The sequence below is a fragment of the Embleya sp. AB8 genome (assembly GCF_049739465.1).
Lineage (GTDB): Bacteria > Actinomycetota > Actinomycetes > Streptomycetales > Streptomycetaceae > Embleya.
Window position 1 is genome coordinate 38,412 of record NZ_JBMHHY010000016.1, and the last position, 20,880, is coordinate 59,291.

Genomic DNA, 20,880 nt, shown 5'->3' on the forward strand with positions numbered 1-20,880 from the left:
TCTTCGCACAGGGGTGATCGTCGAGAGGTCGGGTACGGGTCGGCCACCGAGGTGGTCTCGCTTCGGGTTCGAACGAGACGATCTCGCCCCGACTTTCGTAGGTGTCTGTCGGTCTTCTCGTGACGTACGGCCCGCCGGCCGGCACGGTTGGCGGACACGCCACGGGAATCGGCGGATCTTCCCTTCGGAGGACGGCATGGACGACACAGACGGCACGGACCGGTTGCACGGCTTGCACGGCTCGGACGGCTTGCACGGCATCGAGGGTTCGGACGGCGGCAACGGCGAATGGATCGGGCGGACGGCGACGGATATCGCCGCCGCGGTGCGGGCGGGACAGGTGAGCGCGCGCGAGGTGGTTCGGCAACACCTGGCGCGGATCGCCCGGCGGGACGGGCGGCTGGGGGCGTTCGTTCGGGTGCGGGCCGAGGCGGCGCTCGCCGAGGCCGATGCGGTCGACGCGCGCGCCGATCGGGCCGAACTGCCGTTGGCGGGCGTCCCGATCGCGATCAAGGACAACATCGCGGTGGCCGGCGAGCCGATGCGGGTCGGCTCGGCCGCCACCGCCGATCGGCCGCAGCCGGCCGACCATGTGGTGGTGGCCCGGCTGCGCGCCGCCGGGGCGGTGGTCGTGGGCCTGACCAACCTGCCCGAGTTGGGCATCTACCCCATGACGGACAACGTCTACGGCACCAGCCGCAACCCGTGGAACCTCGCGGTCACCGCCGGCGGCTCCTCGGGCGGCTCGGCCGCGGCGGTGGCGGCCGGTCTCGTGCCGATCGCGCACGGGAACGACGGAGCCGGCTCGATCCGGATCCCCGCCGCGAACTGCGGCCTGTTCGGCATCAAGCCGGGAACGGGCGTGGTGCCGGCCGAAATCGGCACGGACAGCTGGGACCACATGGCCGAGAACGGCCCGCTGACCACCACCGTCGAGGACGCGGCGCTGATGCTCGCGGTGATGGCCGACGAGCTGCCGGCCGACCTGGCCACCCCCGGCGGGATCCGGATCGCGCTGTCGGTCAAGCCGCCCGCCGCCGGCATCGTCGTGCAGCGCGAGCTGAGGGCGCGGGTCGGCGAGGCGGGCCGGATCCTGCGCGACCTCGGCCACGCGGTCGAACGGACCGAGCCGCGCTATCCGTTGTGGACCGCGCTCGCGTGCACGACGCGCTGGCTGGCGCTGCCCGGGCACGACGCGGCGCCCTATCTGGCCGACCCGCGCAGGCGGGGCAGGTTGCAGGCGCGCACGGTCCGGCACGTGCGGGCGGGCCGGATCGCCGCCGCGGTGCGTCCGCCGCGGGCCGCCGATCGGGAGCGGTTTCGGGCCGCGTTGGCGCCGTTCTTCGAGCGGTACGACGTGCTGGTGATGCCGACGTTGGCCCGCTTCGCGCCGCCCGCCCACCACTGGGGCGAGGGCTCGTGGCTGCGCAGCGTCGTCGCCTCGGGTCGGTACGCGCCGATGACCGCGCCGTGGAACCTGGCCGGCTACCCGGCCGCCACCGTCCCGATGGGCACCGGCGGCAACGGCCTGCCCACCGCCGTACAACTGGTCGGCCGGCCCGGCGCCGAGCCGCTGCTCCTGGCCGTCGCCGCCCAACTCGAACGCACCCGCCCCTGGCCCCGCCACGCCCCGGCCTACGCCACCTCGTGATCGACGGCCACCGTGGCCCGCCGGGTCTCGGACCGGACGTGGGCCGACCGCGGGCGCCGGTCGGGCGGTTGCCCGCCGTTCGACGCCCGCGGCCGTGGGGAGAGCCGGAACGCGCCACTCACCGCGTCCCGACTCTCCGCTCGGGTGGGCTATTTCAGCCCGTTGTCGACCGCGGTCATCAGTACCCCGGTATCCCCGCTCATCTCCCAGATCATTGCGCCCAGGAGGTTCTTGGAACGGAGCCAGGCCGTCTTCTTCCCGATGGACCAGTCGTCGTCGAAGGTCCACCACTGGCCGTTGTCACCGGTGAAGCCATACGTGGCGATCGACTGCTGGTTGTGATAGACGGTCAGATTCGGTACCGACGCGATCAGGTTCGCGTAGCCCCTGGTGCCGGACTCCTCCGGGAACTGGCCCGGTGCGGCGCCGTGGGCGGTCTGCCATTCGCCGTTCTTCCCACCGTCCGTGACCTGTTGCCAGCCACGCCCGTAGAAGGCGAGCCCCAGGGCCAGCTTGCGCGGGTCGACGCCCTGGTCCAGGTAGTACTGGATGGTGGATTCCACACTGAACTTGGTCGGGTACGGGTCCGCCGTGTCCGCGTACAGGTTGCCCTGGTCGCCGGTGCGGTTCGGTTCCCAGCTGTTGTCGCTGCCGGAGCCGTGGAAGTCGTAGCCCTGGACGTTGGCGTAGTCCATGTAGTCGAACACGCTGGGCGTGCCGTCGCGCGTGGTGATGTCCCAGCCCGCGGCCAGCTTGGCCGGGTCGGCCGGGGTGAACGCGGTGAGCAGGTAGTGCTTGCCGGTGGTCGCGCTGTAGGCGTCCATCTGCTTGCGGAACTCGGCCATCAGCAGGGTCAGGTTGTTCTTGTCGTCGGGAGAGAAGTGGTTCCCGGCGTGCCCGCCGTCGGAGGCGGGCCACTCCCAGTCGATGTCGAAGCCGTCGAAGATGCCGGCCGCCACGCCGGCACCGCCGCGTCCGTTGGTCACCGGCAGGTTGCCCTTGAGGTACATGTCCACGCAGGACTTGACGAACTTCTGCCGGGACGCGTCGGTCTTGGCGACGTCCGAGAAGTACTTGCTGTACGTCCAGCCGCCGATCGAGATCAGCGACTGCAACTTCGGGTACTTGGCCTTGAGTTGCTTGAGCTGGTTGTAGCTTCCGGCCAACGGCTGGTCCCACGTGTCGGCGGTGCCGTTGACGGATTCGCCTGCGCCTACGGAGCGTTCGTAGTCGGCCCACGAATCGCCCGCGCCGTCACCCTGGTTGGGATCCTGCGGTCCCGGGGTGGTGGCCTTGGTGACGCCGTTGAGGCAGGTGAGGTTGTTCGGATCGATGTTGGAGAAGGCGTAGTTGAGGTGGGTCAGCTTGGCCGCCGCGCCCGAGGTGTCGAGGGTCTTCATCGTGTAGGCGCGGCCGTAGATGCCCCACTGCACGAAGTAGCCCACCCGGACGAAGTCGGTGCTCGGGGTGCCGCCGCCGGTGGTCTTGACGGTGAGCGGCGCACTGGCCGGGCCGGTCTGGTCGATGGTGTCCCGGGCGACCACCGTGTAGGTGTAGGTGGTGTTCGCGGTCAGGCCGGTGTCGGTGTACGAAGTCCCGGTCACGGTCGCGATCTTGGTGGCGCCGCGGTAGACGTCGTAGTTCTTGACGCCGTGGTCGTCGGTGGCCGCCGCCCAGGTCAGGGTGAGCGACGTGTCGGTGACCGCGCTCGCCGTGGGCGTGCCCGGTGCCGAGGGCGGTGTGTCGGTGCCGCCGCCGGGAGCCGTACGCAGCGTGGCGGTCGGCGACGCGGGTCCGGTCTGGTCGATGGTGTCCCGGGCGACGATCTTGTACGTGTACGCGGTGTCCGCGGTCAAGCCGGTGTCGGTATACGCGGTGCCGGTGACCGTGGCGACCACGGTGTTGCCCCGGTAGACGTCGTAGTTCTTGACGCCGTGGTCGTCGGTGGCCGCGGCCCAGCTCAGCGAGATGGAGGTCGCGGTGGTGGCGGTGGCGGTGGGCTGCCCCGGTGCGCTCGGCGGGTTGTCCGTGGGCGGCGTGCCGTCACACGATCCCCCGTTGAGCTTGCAGCCGGCGGGACTGCCGGTCCCGGAGCCGACGAAGCCGAACTTCGCGCTGGCTCCCGGTGCCAGGCTTCCGTTGTAGTCGCGGTTCTTGGCGGTGTAGTGCGATGCGGACGAGGTGATCAAGGCGTCCCAGTACGCGCCCACGCTGGTGCCGGTGGGGAAGTCCCACTCGACGGTCCAGCCGGTGATGGCGGTGGTACCGGTGTTCTTGATCGTCCACTCCCCCTGGAAGCCGCTCCCCCAGTCGGAGGTTTTGGCGAACGAGGCGGTCGCCCCGGCGGCGGCGTGCGCCGGCGCGGCCGACAGGCCGACCATCGCGGCGAGTGGGAGGAGCAGGGATGCACAGATCGCGGTGAGTCTTTTGCCGAAGGTGGTGCGTTTGGTGCGCCTCACGGTTCCGATGGCCATGGGTGCTCCTGGATTGTGATCCGACGGAGAACCTGTGCCCCACAATGAGCCGGGTTGTCCGGCTCACACAGTAGAGCGAGCGTAATGAAGGTCTGGACCAATAATCAAGGTCTAGACCAGTAGCGACCCACGCTCGGCAAGGACCGGCACAATCAGGCAAGTTGGCAAACAACGACCGGCCGACCGGCGCGGGGAGCGAGGCGGCAGCGGCGTCGAACTCGGACGCCGGGCCGCGGAGGGCAGCGCGGTCGGCACCGGGGCGCGGCCGAACTGGGGCACCGGGTCACAGCGGGCCGCGCGAACGGAGCCGGGGCGCGGCCGAATTGGGGCGCCGGGTCACGAACGGCGATGCGCTCGGCGCCCGCGCGCGGCCGAACTCGGGCGCCGGGCCACGGACGGCGATGCGCTCAGCGCCGGCGCGCGGCCGAACTCGGGCACCAGGCCACAAACGGCGGCGCGCTCGGCACCGGCGCGCGACCGGACTCGGAAGTCGGGAAGCCGGGTTACGGGCGGCAATATGGCCGAGGCCGGCCCGCGGCCGAACTCCGAAGCGGGGAAGCCGGGTTGCCGGCGGCAGCGGCAGCGGCGTCAGACGACGCGGAAGCGGCGCGCAGCGCACGGAACTCGGCACCGTGGTCGCCCCACGCACCCCACCCGCACCGCGCCACCGCGCCGCGCGCAGCCGAACTCGGGCGCCGAGCCAGGAACGGCGACGCGCCCGCCGCCTGCCCACAGCCGAGCTCCCAAGCCGGGAAGCCCGGTTGCCGGCGGCAGCGGGGTCACACGCGGAAGCGGCACGCAGCGCGCGAAGCTCGGCGCCGCGGTCGCCCCACGCACCCCGCCCGCACCGCGCCACCGCACCACCACGCAGCCGAACTCGGGCGCCGAGCCACGAACAGCGACGCGCCCGCCGCCCGCCCACAACTCCCAAGCCGGGAAGCCCGGTTGCCAGCGGCAGCGGCGCCAGGCGCAGGAGCGGCGCGCCGCGCGCGAAGCTCGGCACCGTGGTCGCCCCACGCACCCCGCCCGCACCGCGCCACCGCACCACCACGCAGCCGAACTCGGGCGCCGAGCCACGAACAGCGACGCGCCCGCCGCCTGCCCACAGCCGAGCTCCCAAGCCGGGAAGCCCGGTTGCCAGCGGCAGCGGGGTCACACGCGGAAGCGGCACGCAGCGCACGGAACTCGGCACCGCGGTCGCCCCACGCACCCCGCCCACACCGCGCCACCGCACCACCACGCAGCCGAACTCGGGCGCCGAGCCACGAACAGCGACGCGCCCGCCGCCCGCCCACAGCCGAACTCCCAAGCCGGGAAGCCTGGTTGCCAGCGGCAGCGGCGCCAGGCGCAGGAGCGGCGCGCCGCGCGCGAAGCTCGGCACCGTGGTCGCCCCACGCACCCCACCCGCACCCCGCCACCGCACCGCCTCATACCCACACCCTGCGCCCGTACGCCCGCCCGCCCCACACCCCGGCGCCCCTCACCCGCGCGCATCGCCGCCCGAGCGCACCGTCGCCCGCGCGTACTCCGTGCCCGAGTGCTCTTCCTGCGCAATGTGATTTGTGACATGGTACATGCCACGCGGTCGTCCGGACGCTCCCCTTCCGGTCCGCTGCGGCACGAACTGCCCCGTCACCGTGCGCAATTCGCGGTGGGGCAGGGCTCGGGAACCACGCTCGCGCCGACCTCGGTCCCCGCTCGCACAGAGGCCGGCGACGAACCGCTCATGCCGTGGCACCACCCCCCTCACGAGGCGCGCGTCCGCGCGGCCTCTGTTCCGCAAGGAGACGGTCTTTGCGAACCAACTCGGCACGACAGGGACTTCGTCGTATCTCGATAGTGGTCATCTCGCTCGCGATGGGCTTCGGGCTGTTCACCCAGCCCGGATCGGCCGCCCCCGCCGATCCCGTCGCCGCCCGATCGACCACCGTCGCCACCACCCCGCCCGGCGCCGCCCCCAGCGCCGCGACGGACGACTCCCCACACACCCAGGGCAAACCGCTGCCGATACCCGATCGGCCACCGGTGTCCGCGAGCGCCGCGGACAACGCCCGGCGCGACTACGACCAGGCGGCCACGAGCGTCCGGCCGGCCCGCCCGTCGACCACCGCCAACCGGCGTGCGGCGGCGGCGACTTGCACGGTCGCCGACTTCGCGAGCCGGACCGGCTCGGCACTCGTCCAGCAGATCACGTCCTCCACCACGGACTGCGTCAACACGCTGTTCCAGATCACCGGCCCGGACGCCCACTCGGTCTTCAACGAAGCGCAGATGACCACGGTCGCCTACGCGTTGCGGGACATGGCCGCGTCCTACCCGGGTAACAGCAGCACCGGCGCGCCGCAGCTCGTGCTCTTCCTGCGCGCGGGCTACTACGTGCACTGGTACCACAAGGACGACGTCGGCACGTACGGTCCCACGCTGCAGGCCGCGATCCGCTCCGGTCTGGACACGTTCTTCGCCAACGCGCACTCCTCGGACGTCACCGACGCCAACGGCGAGACGCTGGCCGAGGCGGTCACGTTGATCGACAGCGCCGAGGAGAACGCCCGCTATCTCTACGTGGTCAAGCGCCTGTTGGCCGGCTACAACGCCGGCTACGACGCGTCGTGGTGGATGAAGGCCGCCGTCAACAACGTGTTCACCGTGCTCTTCCGCGGCCACCAGGTACCCGAGTTCGTCACCGCCGTACAGGCCGACCCGAGCATCGTCGACGCGCTGGACACCTTCGCCACCGCGCACCGCGACCTGCTCGGCACCGACCGCGGCTACCTGACCGTCAACTCCGGCCGCGAACTGGCCCGCTTCGTCCAGTACGCACCCCTCCAGGCCAAGGTCCGCCCGCTGATCCGGACCCACCTGCAGGCCACCTCGATCACCGGACCGACCGCGGCGATGTGGGTCGGACTGGCCGAGTCGACCGACTACTACGACAAGGCGCAGTGTGCCTATTACGACACCTGCAACCTCCAGGCCCGGCTCGCCGCCGCGGTGCTGACCATCAACTACACGTGCAGCGACAGCATCCGCATCCGCGCCCAGGACGTCGACGCGACCAACCTGGCCGCCGCGTGCACGAGCCTGCGCAACCAGGACGCCTACTTCCACCGCGTGGTCGCGGACAACGGCCCGGTCGCCAACGACCACAACTCCACGATCGAGGTCGTGGTCTTCCACTCCAGCGCCGACTACCAGACCTACGCCGGCGGAATCTTCGGCATCGACACCAACAACGGCGGAATGTACCTGGAGGGCGACCCGAGCGCGATCGGCAACCAGCCCCGCTTCATCGCCTACGAGGCCGAGTGGCAACGACCCACGTTCGCCATCTGGAACCTCAACCACGAGTACACCCACTACCTCGACGGTCGCTTCGACATGTACGGCGACTTCAACGCGGGCGTGAGCACGCCGACCATCTGGTGGATCGAGGGCTTCGCGGAGTACATCTCCTACTCCTACCGCAACGTCCCCTACACCGAGGCGATGACCGAGGCGGCCAAGCACACCTACGCGCTGAGTACCGTCTTCGACAACACCTACGCCAACGACACCACCCGCATCTACCGCTGGGGCTACCTGGGCGTGCGCTACATGCTGCAAAAGCACCCCGCGGACATCACCCGCCTGCTCGGCTACTACCGCACCGGCGACTGGGCCGGCGCGCGCACCTTCCTGACCACCGGCATCGGCACCCGCTACGACAGCGACTGGTACACCTGGCTGGCCGCCTGCGCGGCCGGCGACTGCAGCGGCGGCACGCCGACCAACCGCCCGCCGGTGGCGAGCTTCACCAGCACGGTGACCGGCACCTCGGTCGCCTTCACCGACACCTCCACCGACCCCGACGGCACCATCGCCACCCGCGCCTGGGACTTCGGCGACGGCACCACCTCGACCGAGGCCAACCCGACCAAGACCTACGCCGCCGGCACCTACACCGTGCGACTGACCGTCACCGACAACGGCGGCGCCACCGCGAGCACCACGCAGAGCGTCACCGTCACCGGCGGCGGCACCGCCGAATGCACCGACCCGGACACCCGCGCCCTGGGCAAGAACTGCCGCCGCAGCTCGCTGAGCGCCGGCACCGGGAGCACCGTCTGGTTCTACATCTACATCCCGGCCGGGACCCCGCGCCTGGACATCGTCACCGCCGGCGGTACGGGCAACGCCGACCTCTACTACAACAGTGACGTGTGGGCCACCCCCACCGCCTACACCGCCAAGTCCACCAACCCGGGCAACGCCGAGACGTTGACCATCACGGCCCCGTCCCAGGGCTACCACTACATCAGCCTCGACGCGAAGCAGGCGTTCGCCGGCACGTCGGTCACCACGACCTTCTGAGCCCGACTACGACACCGGTGGTACCGGCGGCGGCGAGACCCACCCGGCCTCGCCGCCGCCGGCCGTCGACTCGCGGACCACCAACTCCGGCCGGAACACCACCTGTCGATGGGTGTGCGTGTCCGGCTCCTCGCTCTCCTCGAAAAGCAGTTCGGCCGCCGTGCGCCCGAGCCGATACGTCGGCTGCCGCACCGAGGTCAACGGCACCGCGGCCGCCGCGGCGAACTCGATGTCGTCGTACCCCACGAGCGCGACGTCCGTCGGCACCCGCACCCCCGCGCGCAACAACTCGCGCAGGAACCCCATCGCCAGCAGGTCGTTCGCGCAGAACACCGCCGAGGGCAGCGGGCCCGCCGCCAGCAGACGCCACGCGGCCTCGGCACCCGAACGCGCGTTCATCGCCGGCACCAACACCTCGCGGACCGCCGTACCCAGGTGAAGTCCCGCGTCACGCAACGCGGTTCGCAACCCCCGACGCCGATCCTCGCACTGCCGGATGGACCGCGGACCGGAGACGAACGCGACCTCACGATGCCCCTCGGCCAACAGATGCTCCGCCGCAAGCCGACCGCCGGCCACGTCGTCCACCGCGACCGAACACAGGTCGGCCCGCTCGTCGGTACGGTCCAGCAGGACCACCGCCAGGCCCCGGGCGCGCAGCTCCACCACCGGCAGCTCGGCGTCCCGCGCGGGGGTGACCAGCACGCCGCGCACCCGCTGCTCCTGGAGTACGCGCAGATAGCGGTCCTGTTTGGCGCCGGAGTCGTCGGAATTGCACAGGATGACCACCGAGCCGGTCTCGTTGCACACGTCCTCGACACCGCGCGCAACATCCGTGAAGAACGGGTTGGCCACATCCAGCACGATCAACCCGACGGTGTTCGCCACCCCCGAACGCAACGACCGGGCCGAGTCGTTGCGGACGAAACCGAGCAGCTCCACCGCCTCCAGGACCCGGGTCCGGGTCGCCTCGGCCACCCGCTCCGGATGGTTGAGCACATTGGACACCGTGCCCACCGACACGCCGGCCCGACGGGCCACCTCTTTGATGCTCGACGTCGTCATCCGGATCGATCCGCTTCTCCAGGCCGGTACGGGCCGGCGGGCGCAATCAGGGCAGCCTATGCGTTGTCACCGCGAACGCCCTACCGGGACCGGTCCACGCGCACCGGCAGCCGATCGGCCGCAGCATCCCACGCGGCCCCGGTCCCGCGCGGCTCGTAGCGGCGCAGCGGCTGGGTCTCCCGCACCAACCGGCGAAGCTCGGCGAGCGATCCACCCACACTCCCCGCGGCCCGCGCCTGCACCAGCAGGTTGCCCAGCGCCGCCGCCTCGGTCGGCCCGGCCACCACGGGCAACCCACAGGCATCCGCGGTCGCCTGACACAACAACGTATTCAACGCCCCACCACCCACCACATGGACGACGTCCACGGCCTGCCCGGAAAGGCGCTGCGCATCCGACACGGCGGCGCGATAGGCCAGCGCGAGGCTGTCCAGGATGCATCGCACGATCTCCCCGGGCGTCTGCGGCACCACCTCCCCCGCCTGCCGACAGGCCGCCACGATCCGCGCCGGCATGTCCCCGGGAGCCAGGAAGCCCGGATCGCCGGCATCCACCACGAAGCGCAGCTCCGGCACCCGCGCCGCATCGTCCAGGAGCCGTTCCAGCGAGTGCGGCCGACCGAGCCGATCCCAGTGCCGCATGCACTCCTGAAGCAGCCAAAGCCCCATCACATTGCGCAGGTAGCGCACCGTCCCGTCGACGCCCAGCTCATTGGTGAAGTTCGCCCGCCGACTCTCCTCCGTCGACACCGGCGCAGCCAGCTCCACCCCGACCAACGACCAGGTCCCACTGGAAACGAAGGCGAACCGCTCGCCACTGGCCGGTACACCGACCACCGCCGAAGCCGTGTCATGCGACCCGACGGCGGTCACCCGGACGGGCCCGCCCAATCCGGTCTCCGCCAACACCTCACCGGTCAACTCCCCGGCGTCGTCACCGGGCAGCCGCAACGGCGCGAACAACCCGGGATCCAACCCGAGCGCACCCATGATCCGCGTCGACCACGTCCCGGTGGTCGGATCCAGAAGTTGCGTAGTGGAGGCATTGGTGACCTCCGTCCCCGCCACCCCGGTCAACCAATAGGAAATCAGGTCCGGAATCAACAACACCCGCCGAGCGGCCGCGAACTGGGGCGTGCCGGCCACCGCGACAAGCTGATGCACGGTATTGAATCCCGCCTCCTGCACCCCGGTGATCCGGTACAACTCCCCGGCCCCCACCCGGGAATGCACCCGCTCCGGCACGCCATCGGTGCGCCGGTCCCGATAGTGCACGGGGTTCCCGAGCAAGCTCCCATTCTCGTCGAGCAGCCCGAAGTCCACCGCCCAGGAATCGATCCCGACACTCACGGGTGCCCCGGCAGTCCGCCCCACCGCCCGCAACCCATCCAACACACCGCCATACAGCGCGAGTACATCCCAGTACAACGTCCCGCCAACCGACACCGGCCGATTCACAAACCGATGCGCCTCACGCACACTCAACACCCCCGGCCCGACACATCCGGCCAACACACGTCCACTGGAGGCACCGAGATCCACGGCAACAAACGTCCGCGCACCAGGCATGGCCAACTCCTTTCCCAATCCAGGCAACAGTGGCCTCAAACGCCGGCCGGGCTGATTCAGCCGGGCCGACACCGGGGCCGCCGCGCAGCGGGTTGCCGCGCGGCAGGCCCGGGGCGCGGCAGGTTGCCTCGCGGCGGGCCGTGGGCACGGCGGGTCACCTCACGGCGGGCCGGGTTGTTGCGGGTAGCCTCGCAGCGGCCCGGGTTGTAGCGGGTCGGGTTGCGGCCGGTTGCCTCGCGGCGAGCCGATCGCGGCCAATCCCCCCGCAGTGAGCCCGGTTGCTGCGAACCGCCTCGCAGCAAGCCCGATCGCGGCGGGCCGCCTCGCAGCGGGCCGCCTCGCAGCGGGCCCGGTTGCTGCGGGCCGCGTCGCGGCGAACCCGGTCACGGCGGATCACCTCACAGCAAGCCCGATCGCAGAGGGTCGCGTCGCAGCAAGCCCGATCGCGGCGGATCGCCTCGCGGCGAGCCGAGTTGCGGCGGCCCGGGTCGCTTGGGTCAACGGCGACCCGGACCCCACGACCGAATCCCACCAGATCCAGCCCGGCCGGCGTTTGAGGCCACCACGGCCGGAGGCCAGGTCGCTCGGCCCAACAGCGACCCGACCACGCGACCGAATCCCACCAAATCCAGCCCGGCCGGCGTTTGAGGCCACCACGGCCGGAGGCCGGGTCAATCGACCCGACGACAACCACAACCGCCGCCACCACCGGCACAAAACCCACCCACAACAGCCCGGCCGGCGTTTGAGGCCACCGGCCGCAGGCCCGGTCAATCCACCCGACGACAACCACAACCACCGCCACCACCAGCACAAAACCCACCCACAACAGCCCGGCCGGCGTTTGAGGCCACCACGGCCGGAGGCCGGCCGAGAGCGTCCCGGGCCGCCACCTGCACCCGGCCAGGTCCACCAAGCGGCCCGTGTTCAGCGGAGGAACGCCGCCGCCACCCCCGCGTCGACCGGGATGTGCAAGCCCGTGGTGTGCGACAGGTCGCCCGCCGTGAGGGCAAACACCGCATTGGCCACGTGCTCCGGCAGGACCTCGCGCTTCAACAACGTGCGCTGCGCGTAGTACTCGCCCAACTCGGCCTCCGCCACCCCGTACACCGCCGCCCGCTGCGCCCCCCACCCGGCCGCGAAGATCCCCGACCCGCGCACCACGCCGTCCGGATTGACGCCGTTGACCCGGATCCCGGCCGACCCCAGCTCGGCGGCCAACAGCCGTACCTGGTGCGCCTGATCGGCCTTGGTCGCGCCGTAGGCGATGTTGTTCGGCCCGGCGAACACCCCGTTCTTGGACGCGATATAGACGATGTCGCCGCCCATCCCCTGCCCGATCATCAGCCGCGCCGCCTCCCGCGAGACCAGGAACGACCCGCGTGCCATCACGTCGTGCTGGACGTCCCAGTCGCGCGCCGTCGTCTCCAGGAGCGGCTTGGAGATGGACAACCCGGCGTTGTTGACCACCAGGTCCACCCCGCCGAACGCCAACGCCGCCGCCGCGAACGCGGCCAGGATGCCCTCCTCCGACGTCACGTCCACCGTCACCGGTACCGCCCGGTCCGACCCGCCCAGCGCCGCCGCCACCTCGATCGCGCTCGCCGCGTTCAGGTCCGCGACCACCACGCAGGCCCCCTCGGCGACCAGCCGCTCGGCGATCGCCTTCCCGATCCCCGACCCCGCGCCGGTGACCAGCGCCACCCGCGCCGCCAGCGGACGCGGCGCCGGCTGCCGGGCCAACTTGGCCTCCTCCAGCGCCCAGTACTCGATCCGGAACTTCTCCCGCTCGTCGATCGGCGCATACGTCGAGATCGTCTCCGCACCGCGCATCACATTGATCGCGTTGACGTAGAACTCCCCCGCCACCCGCGCGGTCTGCTTGTCCTTGCCGAAGGAGAACATGCCGATCCCCGGCACCAACACGATCGCCGGATCGGCCCCCCGCATCGCGGGCGAATCCGCCTCGGCATGCCGCGCGTAGTACGCCGCGTACTCGGCCCGGTATTCCGCGTGCAGCACCCGCAGCCGAGCCACCACGTCCTCGATCGGCGCGTCCGCCGCCAGATCCAGGACCAGCGGCCGAACCTTGGTCCGCAGGAAGTGGTCCGGGCACGACGTGCCGAGCGCCGCCAACCGAGGATGTTCGGCCCGGGACAGGAACTCCAACACCGGCGCGCTGTCCGTGAAATGCCCCACCCGAGCCCGATCGGTCGACGCCAACCCGCGCAGCACCGGCGCCAACTCGGCGGCCCGGGCCCGGCGTTCGTCCTCGGCCAACGGCTCGGCGAGCAGCGCGCCGAACGCATGCCGGGCCGGCTCGACCCGCGACGCGATGAACTTCTCCGCCGCCCGGATGATGTGCAGCGAATTACGTTCGCACTCGGCGCTGCTCTCCCCCCACGCGGTGATCCCGTGCCCGCCGAGTACACAACCGATCGCCGCCGGATGCGCCGCCCGGATCGCCGCGATGTCCAGGCCGAGCCGAAACCCCGGCCGCCGCCACGGCACCCACACCACGCTGTCCCCGAAACACTCGGCCGTGAGCCGCTCGCCGTCCGCCGAGGTGGCCAGCGCGATGCCCGAGTCGGGATGCAGGTGATCCACGTGCGCCGCGCCCAGCAAACCGTGCATCGCGGTGTCGATCGACGGCGCCGCGCCCCCCTTGCCGTGTGCGCAGAAGTCGAACGCCGCGACCATCTCGTCCTCGCGCTCGTCCCCCGGATACACCTCGGCCAGGGCCCGCAGCCGGTCGAGGCGCAACACCGCGAGCCCGTCCTCGGTCAACGTGCCGAGGTCACCGCCCGACCCCTTGACCCACATCAGCTCCACCGGCGCACCGGTGACCGGGTCGATCCCGGTGCCCTTGGCGGACGTATTGCCCCCGGCGTAGTTGGTATTGCGCGGATCCGCCCCCAACACCCGGGAGCGGCTGAGCAGACGATCGACCTCGGGCGGGGAGCCGGACATCGGCGGTTCTCCTTCTTGTTCTCGATCTTGTTCTCGATTCCAACGATCCGCCAAGGCTCAGGCGCCCCAGCCGGCTTGCGTCCCGCCCACCCGCTCGGCCCGGATGCGCTCCGCGTACCCCGACGCGTGGTAGGCGGCCACCGGATCCGGCGCCAGCCCCTGCTCCACCCGCAACTCCCGCAGCAGCGGCCGGACATCGGTGTTGTACGCGTCCATCAGCACGGCATTGGCCGCCAGTACGTCACCGGCCCGCTGCGCGTCCGCGAGCGCCTGCGCGTCCACCAGGAGCGCCTTCGCGGTCGCCTCCTGCACATTCGTCACCGACCGGATCTGGGCCGGGATCTTCGGCTCGATGTTGTGGCACTGATCGAGCATGAAGTTCACCCCGACCGCCGGAGCCAACCCACCACCGCGCACCACCTCGTGCATGATCCGGAACAGCTGGAACGGATCGGCCGCCCCCACCATCAGGTCGTCGTCCGCGTAGAACCGCGAGTTGAAGTCGAACGCCCCCAACCGGCCTGCACGCAGCAAAAACGCCACGATGAACTCGATGTTCGTCCCCGGCGCGTGGTGCCCGGTGTCCACACAGACCACCGCCCGAGAGCCGAGCTTGAGGCAATGCGCGTACGCCGTGCCCCAGTCCGGCACATCCGTCATGTAGAACGCGGGCTCGAACAACTTGTACTCCAGCAGGATCCGCTGCTCCGCGCCGAGCCGCGCGTACACCTCGGCCAACGCCTCGGCGAGCAGGCCCTGCCGATCGGCGATGTCCCCCTGGCCCGGGTAGTTCGTCCCGTCGGAGAACCACAGTTTCAGGTCGCGCGACCCGGTCGCGTCCAACACGTCCACGCACGCGAGCAGATGGTCGATCGCCTTCCGCCGCACGCCCGGATCGGGGTTGGTCACGCTGCCGAGCCGGTAGTCGTCGTCCTGGAACACGTTGGCGTTGATCGCGCCGATCCGTACCCCGTGCTCCCGGGCGAACTGGGCCAGTTCGGTGTAGTCCTCGACCCGGTCCCACGGGATGTGCAGCGACACGATCGGCGCGATCCCGGTGTACGTGTGCACCTGCGCCGCGTCGGCGATCTTCTCGAACGGATCGCGCGGCACACCCTCCTGGGCGAACACCTTGAACCGGGTGCCGGAGTTCCCGTACGCCCACGAGGGCGTCTCGATCCGCTGGGCACGAAGGGCGGCCCGCACCGCCGTGAGGTCCTGCATGGAAACACACTCCTGACCCGACTGACGCGACTGACCCGACTAACCCGACTGACGGGACTGACCCCGACGACCGACCCGACCTCGGAAGTGAAAATGAAACGTTTCAATCCGATGCCGAGGAACGTACGTCCCGACCGGGGAACCCGTCAAGAGCGCCCGCCCTCGCCGGGCCCACGCCGCCCGCCCGCCACCACGACACCCAGTACCGTCGAGGTCGACACGTACCCGAAGTGCCGCGAATCCTGCGTACACACCGCGTCCCCCCGCACCACCAGCGACCGAGGCGGCACCGCCGTCCCCCGCACCGCGTGCACCGCCGCGCACACCTCGATCGGCACCGGATCGCCCGGCACCGCCGCCACCCGCTTGACCAGCCAGTGCAGCTCGTCGTCGGCGCCGAACCGGACCGGATTGCGAAAGACGATCGCGTCGCCACGGCGCACCCGGGTGGTCCGGCGCACCACCAGCCGCTCGCCGTCCACGAACGTCGGCGCCATGCTCATCCCGGTCACCCGGATCAGCGCGATCCGCGACCGCACCGCCCACACCCCGACCAGCCCGCCGGCGGCAAGCGCCGCACCGATCGTCGCGGTACGTCCGACCGTCCCCACTACGCGTCCTCCGCGATCTTCGTCGAATCGTCGTCGACCCGGTCCCGATACCCGGCCGCCTGCAGCCCGAACAGCCGGGCGTAGTGCCCCTCGCGCAACGCCATCAGCTCGTCGTGGCCGCCCGGTTCGGCGATCCGCCCGTCCGCGGGCACGGCGATCGTATCCGCGGCGGTGACGCTAAACCCTTGATCTCCTGCGTCGCAAGAGAAAGCGAGGAAATTGATTTGCTTCCCGCCCGCCGTTTCGGTTGCCCTCGGGTGAGCACTGTTGCCATTGGCGCCATGGGGGTTACATTTCCTCGGTCCCGCGTGTCGGCCGCGTTCACGTCCTCCTGTGGCCGCCACCTTTTCTCGCTCTGTCGGGAGTTTTCGCATGCCCTTCCCCCGAGGCGAGGGTCGGCGGGTGCCGGCGGTGGTGCACGAGGACGGTGGTGACCCGAGCGGGCACGTGAGCGCACTGTCCGGGGTGGCGCAGGTGGTGGTCGAGCCGATGGACGGTGCGCTGGGTCGCGGTTTCGCGGTGGCCGGATATCCTGTGTTCGCACTCGTGGACGCGGCGGGCACGGTCACCGCCGCCGGTTTCGACCCGAAGACCCTTTCCGCCCGGGTGCGCACTGCGGCCTGATATGACGGATTCGGCTGCGCGCGAGTGGATTCCGGGCAGGATCAGCTATCGGCACGGATTCTCTCGGCATGATCATTTTCGTCGGTGAATTCGATTCCGGCGGCCCGGACCGATACTCTCGGCACCGAGAGCCGATCTCGTGCGCGAATGCCGCAGTATTACCGGCAGCAAATATCCACCGGTGTGAATTGGCCGCGCCGGATGAGATCGGTTTCCGACCGTCTCACAAGGAGCACGTGTGCCCGGTTTGTGCTTTACCCACAGTCGTCGAAAGGCCGCCGTCCTGGCCGCCGCGGTGGCCCTCGTGCTGACCGCCGCGGCCTGCGACGCCGGTGACGATTCGAGCTCGCAAGCGGATCCGCCCAAAACGGCCACCGGCACCCCGTCCGGCGTCCGGACGCCCACCACCTCGGCCGCACCCGGTATACCCCCCACCTCCGCCCGCCCCGGGACATCCACCGCTGCCGGGACGCCGGCCGCCACCAAAACGCCCGTCGGTCCCACCGCGAGCACCGGCCCCGGTGCCTCCACCGGACCGGCGAAACAGGTCGTACTGCCCCCCGCCGCCGCCGACTTCGACTACCAGATCGGCGGCCCGTACCAGCCGCCGTCGAATGTCCGCGTGGTGATCCGCGACCGGTCCACGCAGCCCGAGTCCGGGCTCTACAACATCTGCTACGTCAATGGTTACCAGGCGCAACCCGACGCACTGCCGTGGTGGGAGAAGGAACACCCCGACCTGCTGCTGCGCAAGGACGGCAAGGTGGTGATGGACGAGGCCTGGGGCGAGGCCGTGCTCGACGTGTCCACCGAGGCCAAGCGGGTCAAACTGGCCGAGGTGGTCGGCCCGTGGATCGACGACTGCGCGCACAAGGGCTTCCAGGCCCTGGAGATCGACAACCTCGACTCGTACAGCCGCTCGGCCGGCCTGCTGACCCTGGATCAGGATGCGGCCTTCGCCCAGTTGTTGGTCCGGCGCGGGCATGCCGCCGGGCTCGCCGTCGCCCAGAAGAACACCACCGAGCTGGCCGACCGGCGCGCGCAGACCGGCTTCGACTTCGCCGTCGCGGAGGAGTGCGGCCACTACGACGAGTGCGGGGCGTACGCCTCGGCGTTCGCCAACCGGGTCCTGGTCGTCGAGTACACCAGGGCCGACCTGGACAAGGCCTGCCAGGGCTGGCGCGGCAAGCTCTCCATCGTGCTGCGCGACCGCCAGGTCAGCGCCAAGGGCAAGGGCGACTACCAGTACGGCACCTGCTGAGCCCGCACACTCGCGCGCGTGTCGGCGCCCGAACCTGCTCACCCGGTGGACGGACACCACGTCCCGCACCTGCGATTCGCGCGCCGGCCACCATCCGTGGCCGGCTCGGGGGCACAATGAGCTGGACCGTTCGTCCGCGCCGTCCGGCCCGTCGGGCCGCCCGACCCACCACGGAGAAACCCATGACCCTCTCGTCCGCGTCCGGCCCCGCCCGGGAATCCGGCAGCTACTCGATCGGCGGCGACCTGCCGGTGCGCCGACTGGGGTTCGGCGCCATGCAGCTCACCGGGACCGGCGTCTGGGGCGAGCCGAAGGATCGCCCGGAGGCGATCCGGGTGTTGCGCCGGGCCGTCGAACTCGGGGTGAACTTCATCGACACCGCGGATTCCTACGGCCCGTTCGTCAGCGAGCAACTGATCCGTGAAGCCCTGCATCCGTACGCCGACGACGTGGTGATCGCCACCAAGGGCGGCTTCGCGCGCACCGGTCCGGGCGAGTGGCACGCCCTCGGCCGACCCGAATACCTGCGCCAGCAAACCGAACTGAGCCTGCGTCACCTCGGCCTGGAGCGGATCGACCTCTACCAGCTGCACCGGATCGACCCGCAGGTGCCGCTCGCCGATCAGCTCGGCGAACTGGCCCGGCTGCGCGAGGAGGGCAAGATCCGGCACCTCGGCCTGTCCGAGGTCACCGTGGAGCAACTGCGCGAGGCCCGGGAGATCGTCGAGATCGTGTCCGTGCAGAACCTGTACAACCTGGCCAACCGCAAGGCCGAGGGCGTGCTCGACTACGCGGCGGCCGAGGACATCGCCTTCATCCCGTGGTTCCCGATGGCCACCGGCGAACTGGCCCGTCCGGGCGGCCCGTTGGATGCGATCGCCAAGGAACACGGTGCTGCCCCGAGCCAGTTGGCGCTGGCCTGGCTGCTGCACCGCTCCCCGGTGATGTTGCCGATCCCGGGCACCTCCAGCGTCGCGCACCTGGAGGAGAACACCGAGGCGGCCCGGATCCGGCTCTCCGACGAGCAGTTCGAGGCGCTGTCGGCCGCGGTCTGAGGCCGGTACACGCAAGACGAACCCCTGATCCGCCGATCAGGGGTTCGTCGTCTGTGGGGGCATCCCGGCCGGGAACGGCGGCCGGGATGCCCGCCAGGGGGTGGCTACTGCTGGACGACGGTCACGATCGGCGTGTAGGCGTCCGGCAGGCTGCCGTGGAAGGCGATGTGCTGTGTGCCCGTGTTCATGCCTGCGAAGACGGACGTCGGCACCTCCCAGACGTATTCGTCGTTGGTGGTGGACTTCAGCGGTGACACGCCCGGACCCAGATCCACCGCTTTCCACGTCGTGTTGTCCCAGACCGGCCCGTCCTTGGCGGCCTTGTACAGGATGCCGTTCTCCAACATGAAGTCGGCCCCGACCCCCTGGGCACCGAACGGTATGAAGCCGGTGCTCGCCTTGTTGTCCGCGTCGATGAATACGTGGTGCGAACCGAACGGGAGTTGGAAGGTCGCCCGATACTGCACGGAGCTCGCGGTCATCGTCGCCGAGTACTTCACGATCGGACCGCCCACCGGAGACGGCGGAGTCAGCGTGACCGACGCGGTGTGCGCCGAGACGCGCCCGGTCGCATCGCGGGCGACCACGTCGAACGTGTGGGTCGAGTCGGGCGTCATGTCACCGAGCCGGACCGAGGTCTGACTCGCCGGCACCGACGCGACCCGGGCGTTGTCCTGGTAGACGTCGTATGCCTCCAGGACGGCCGAACCCGGCGTCGACGCGGCCCAGGAGAGATTCACCGAGGTGGGACCGGCGACCGAGCCGGTGTAGGAACCGGGCACGCCCGGAGGGTTGACGCCCGCCGCCGACGTCGTCACATTCAACGCCGGGCTCGCGGCGGACAACACCCCCGCGTCGTTGCGGGCGCGAACCGTGAACGAGTAGGCGGTGGACGGGTTCAGGTCCGCCGCGGCGAACTGCGAGGTGCCGGTGGTCTGGTGCGGCACCGCACCGATCTTGACGCCGTCCCGGTAGACGTCGTAGCCGGCCACCGTGCTCGGACCCGAGTTCGGCCAGCTCAGCTGTACCGACGTGGCCGAAGTGGTGGTCGCGGTGGGCTGCGCCGGGGTCGCCGGGGCAGCGGTCGGGGCGACCTTCGCGGCGGCGAGTTCGGCCGACCAGTACGCGCTGTCCGGAACGGCGCCCCACGGGTTGGGGTCGAGCGGGAGGGGCGTGACGTATACGGTCCCGGCGTTCTTCTGCTTGCTCTGCGTGATCGCCAGGGGAGCCTTGTCCGCCGGGGTGTCGTAGATCAGGTGCCAGAACTTGCCCGGGTCACTGTCGAGTTCCCACTGCGGCGGGGTGAAGGACTGGTAGGTGTTGTAGCTGCCCTCGAAGGTCACCTGGATGTCGGCCGCGTCCGCGTAGCACTGCGGGATGTCGATACCGGGGTTGTCCACCACCAGCGCGCCCGGGTGGTTGCGCTTGGTGTAGGAGGTGAGCGCCTTGTACTCGTTGACGTAGGCGCAGTCGTTCTGCCCCTGGTCGAAGAAGATGCCGTCGATGTCGGGCCCGTACAGCCGGTACCACTTGTCCAGGTCGTGTTGGATCTGGATCCGCCACGCCTCGATGGACGAATCACCGAGGCGCGTGGTCAAGTGTTTGTCGCTGGTGCCGAAGTAGCCGGTGTCCACGTAGGCGATCACCTTGCCACCCGCCTGGCGCACCTTCTGGATCGCGTCCTTGAATACGGGATTCGGCTGCGTCTCCTCGAAGCTCGGCCCATTCGCGATGTTGACGATCGTCAGCCCCGGCGTACCGCTGCCACTGGCCAGCGTCGCCCAATACTGCTTGCCGCCCGGTTGGGCATCCGTGCCGACGCCGGGGTGGAAGTAGGCCGGGATGCCGACCTGCTGGTTGATCCCCGGGCCGGGGTCGGCCTGGGCCATCGGGGCGGCGATCAGCGAGCCGCCGAGCAGGGCCGCCGCCGCGGTGCCGGCCGCGGCCGTGCGCGCTCTCCATGAGCGGGCGCGAGATCTCGTGCGCATGCGTACTCCTTCGGGAATGGCTTTCCGGATGGGACGGTG

The 20,880-nt window shown here is 70.6% G+C and carries 13 protein-coding genes; 5 read left to right on the top strand and 8 right to left on the bottom strand.

Translation table 11 applies throughout. The annotated features are described in order from the left end of the window. Nucleotides 1–196: 196 nt before the first annotated feature. On the top strand, nt 197–1,651 hold the full coding sequence (locus tag ABIA38_RS24080; RefSeq protein ID WP_424640869.1) for an amidase: 1,455 nt from the start codon (nt 197–199) through the stop codon (nt 1,649–1,651). A gap of 149 nt (nt 1,652–1,800) precedes the next feature. On the opposite strand, the gene ABIA38_RS24085 is transcribed toward ABIA38_RS24080, so the two are convergent. Further along, on the bottom strand, nt 1,801–4,125 hold the full coding sequence (locus tag ABIA38_RS24085) for a glycosyl hydrolase family 18 protein (protein ID WP_424640870.1): 2,325 nt from the start codon (nt 4,123–4,125) through the stop codon (nt 1,801–1,803). A gap of 1,794 nt (nt 4,126–5,919) precedes the next feature. Here ABIA38_RS24085 and ABIA38_RS24090 point away from each other — a divergent pair. After that, complete coding sequence (locus tag ABIA38_RS24090) at nt 5,920–8,475, top strand: collagenase (RefSeq protein WP_424640871.1); 2,556 nt, start codon at nt 5,920–5,922, stop codon at nt 8,473–8,475. Between the two features lie 6 nt (nt 8,476–8,481). Here the strand turns inward: ABIA38_RS24090 and ABIA38_RS24095 are convergent, their stop codons facing one another. From ABIA38_RS24095 to ABIA38_RS24120, 6 genes are all read right to left on the bottom strand, one after another. Continuing rightward, nucleotides 8,482–9,540 (bottom strand): LacI family DNA-binding transcriptional regulator, encoded by a 1,059-nt coding sequence (locus ABIA38_RS24095; protein WP_424640872.1) that lies wholly within the window; start codon nt 9,538–9,540, stop codon nt 8,482–8,484. A gap of 80 nt (nt 9,541–9,620) precedes the next feature. Continuing rightward, nucleotides 9,621–11,108 (bottom strand): rhamnulokinase, encoded by a 1,488-nt coding sequence (locus ABIA38_RS24100; RefSeq protein WP_424640873.1) that lies wholly within the window; start codon nt 11,106–11,108, stop codon nt 9,621–9,623. A gap of 927 nt (nt 11,109–12,035) precedes the next feature. After that, nucleotides 12,036–14,078 (bottom strand): bifunctional aldolase/short-chain dehydrogenase, encoded by a 2,043-nt coding sequence (locus ABIA38_RS24105; RefSeq protein WP_424640874.1) that lies wholly within the window; start codon nt 14,076–14,078, stop codon nt 12,036–12,038. 57 nt (nt 14,079–14,135) lie between these two features. Further along, the gene (rhaI, locus tag ABIA38_RS24110; RefSeq protein ID WP_424640875.1) at nt 14,136–15,302 is read right to left on the bottom strand and encodes an L-rhamnose isomerase; all 1,167 of its coding nucleotides are present in this window, start codon (nt 15,300–15,302) and stop codon (nt 14,136–14,138) included. Nucleotides 15,303–15,448: 146 nt separating this feature from the next. Continuing rightward, entirely contained in the window at nt 15,449–15,913 is a 465-nt protein-coding gene (locus tag ABIA38_RS24115) for a S26 family signal peptidase (RefSeq protein ID WP_424640876.1), read from the bottom strand. After that, nucleotides 15,913–16,065: a hypothetical protein gene (locus tag ABIA38_RS24120; RefSeq protein ID WP_424640877.1), complete on the bottom strand. Its 153-nt coding sequence runs from the start codon at nt 16,063–16,065 to the stop codon at nt 15,913–15,915. The genes ABIA38_RS24115 and ABIA38_RS24120 overlap by 1 nt, the downstream gene beginning before the upstream one ends. A 220-nt stretch (nt 16,066–16,285) precedes the next feature. Here ABIA38_RS24120 and ABIA38_RS24125 point away from each other — a divergent pair, with 220 nt between their 5' ends. The 3 genes from ABIA38_RS24125 to ABIA38_RS24135 all read left to right on the top strand — a co-directional run bounded on the left by ABIA38_RS24125 (nt 16,286) and on the right by ABIA38_RS24135 (nt 18,853). Further along, on the top strand, nt 16,286–16,537 hold the full coding sequence (locus ABIA38_RS24125) for a hypothetical protein (RefSeq protein ID WP_424640878.1): 252 nt from the start codon (nt 16,286–16,288) through the stop codon (nt 16,535–16,537). Between the two features lie 238 nt (nt 16,538–16,775). Continuing rightward, nucleotides 16,776–17,798, top strand: coding sequence for an endo alpha-1,4 polygalactosaminidase (locus tag ABIA38_RS24130; RefSeq protein ID WP_424640879.1), 1,023 nt, complete (start codon nt 16,776–16,778; stop codon nt 17,796–17,798). Nucleotides 17,799–17,980: 182 nt separating this feature from the next. Next, a complete protein-coding gene (locus tag ABIA38_RS24135) occupies nt 17,981–18,853 on the top strand; it encodes an aldo/keto reductase (protein ID WP_424640880.1) in 873 nt (290 codons plus the stop codon). 104 nt (nt 18,854–18,957) lie between these two features. Here ABIA38_RS24135 and ABIA38_RS24140 read toward each other — a convergent pair whose 3' ends face one another. Beyond that, entirely contained in the window at nt 18,958–20,841 is a 1,884-nt protein-coding gene (locus ABIA38_RS24140; RefSeq protein WP_424640881.1) for a spherulation-specific family 4 protein, read from the bottom strand. Nucleotides 20,842–20,880 lie beyond the last annotated feature (39 nt).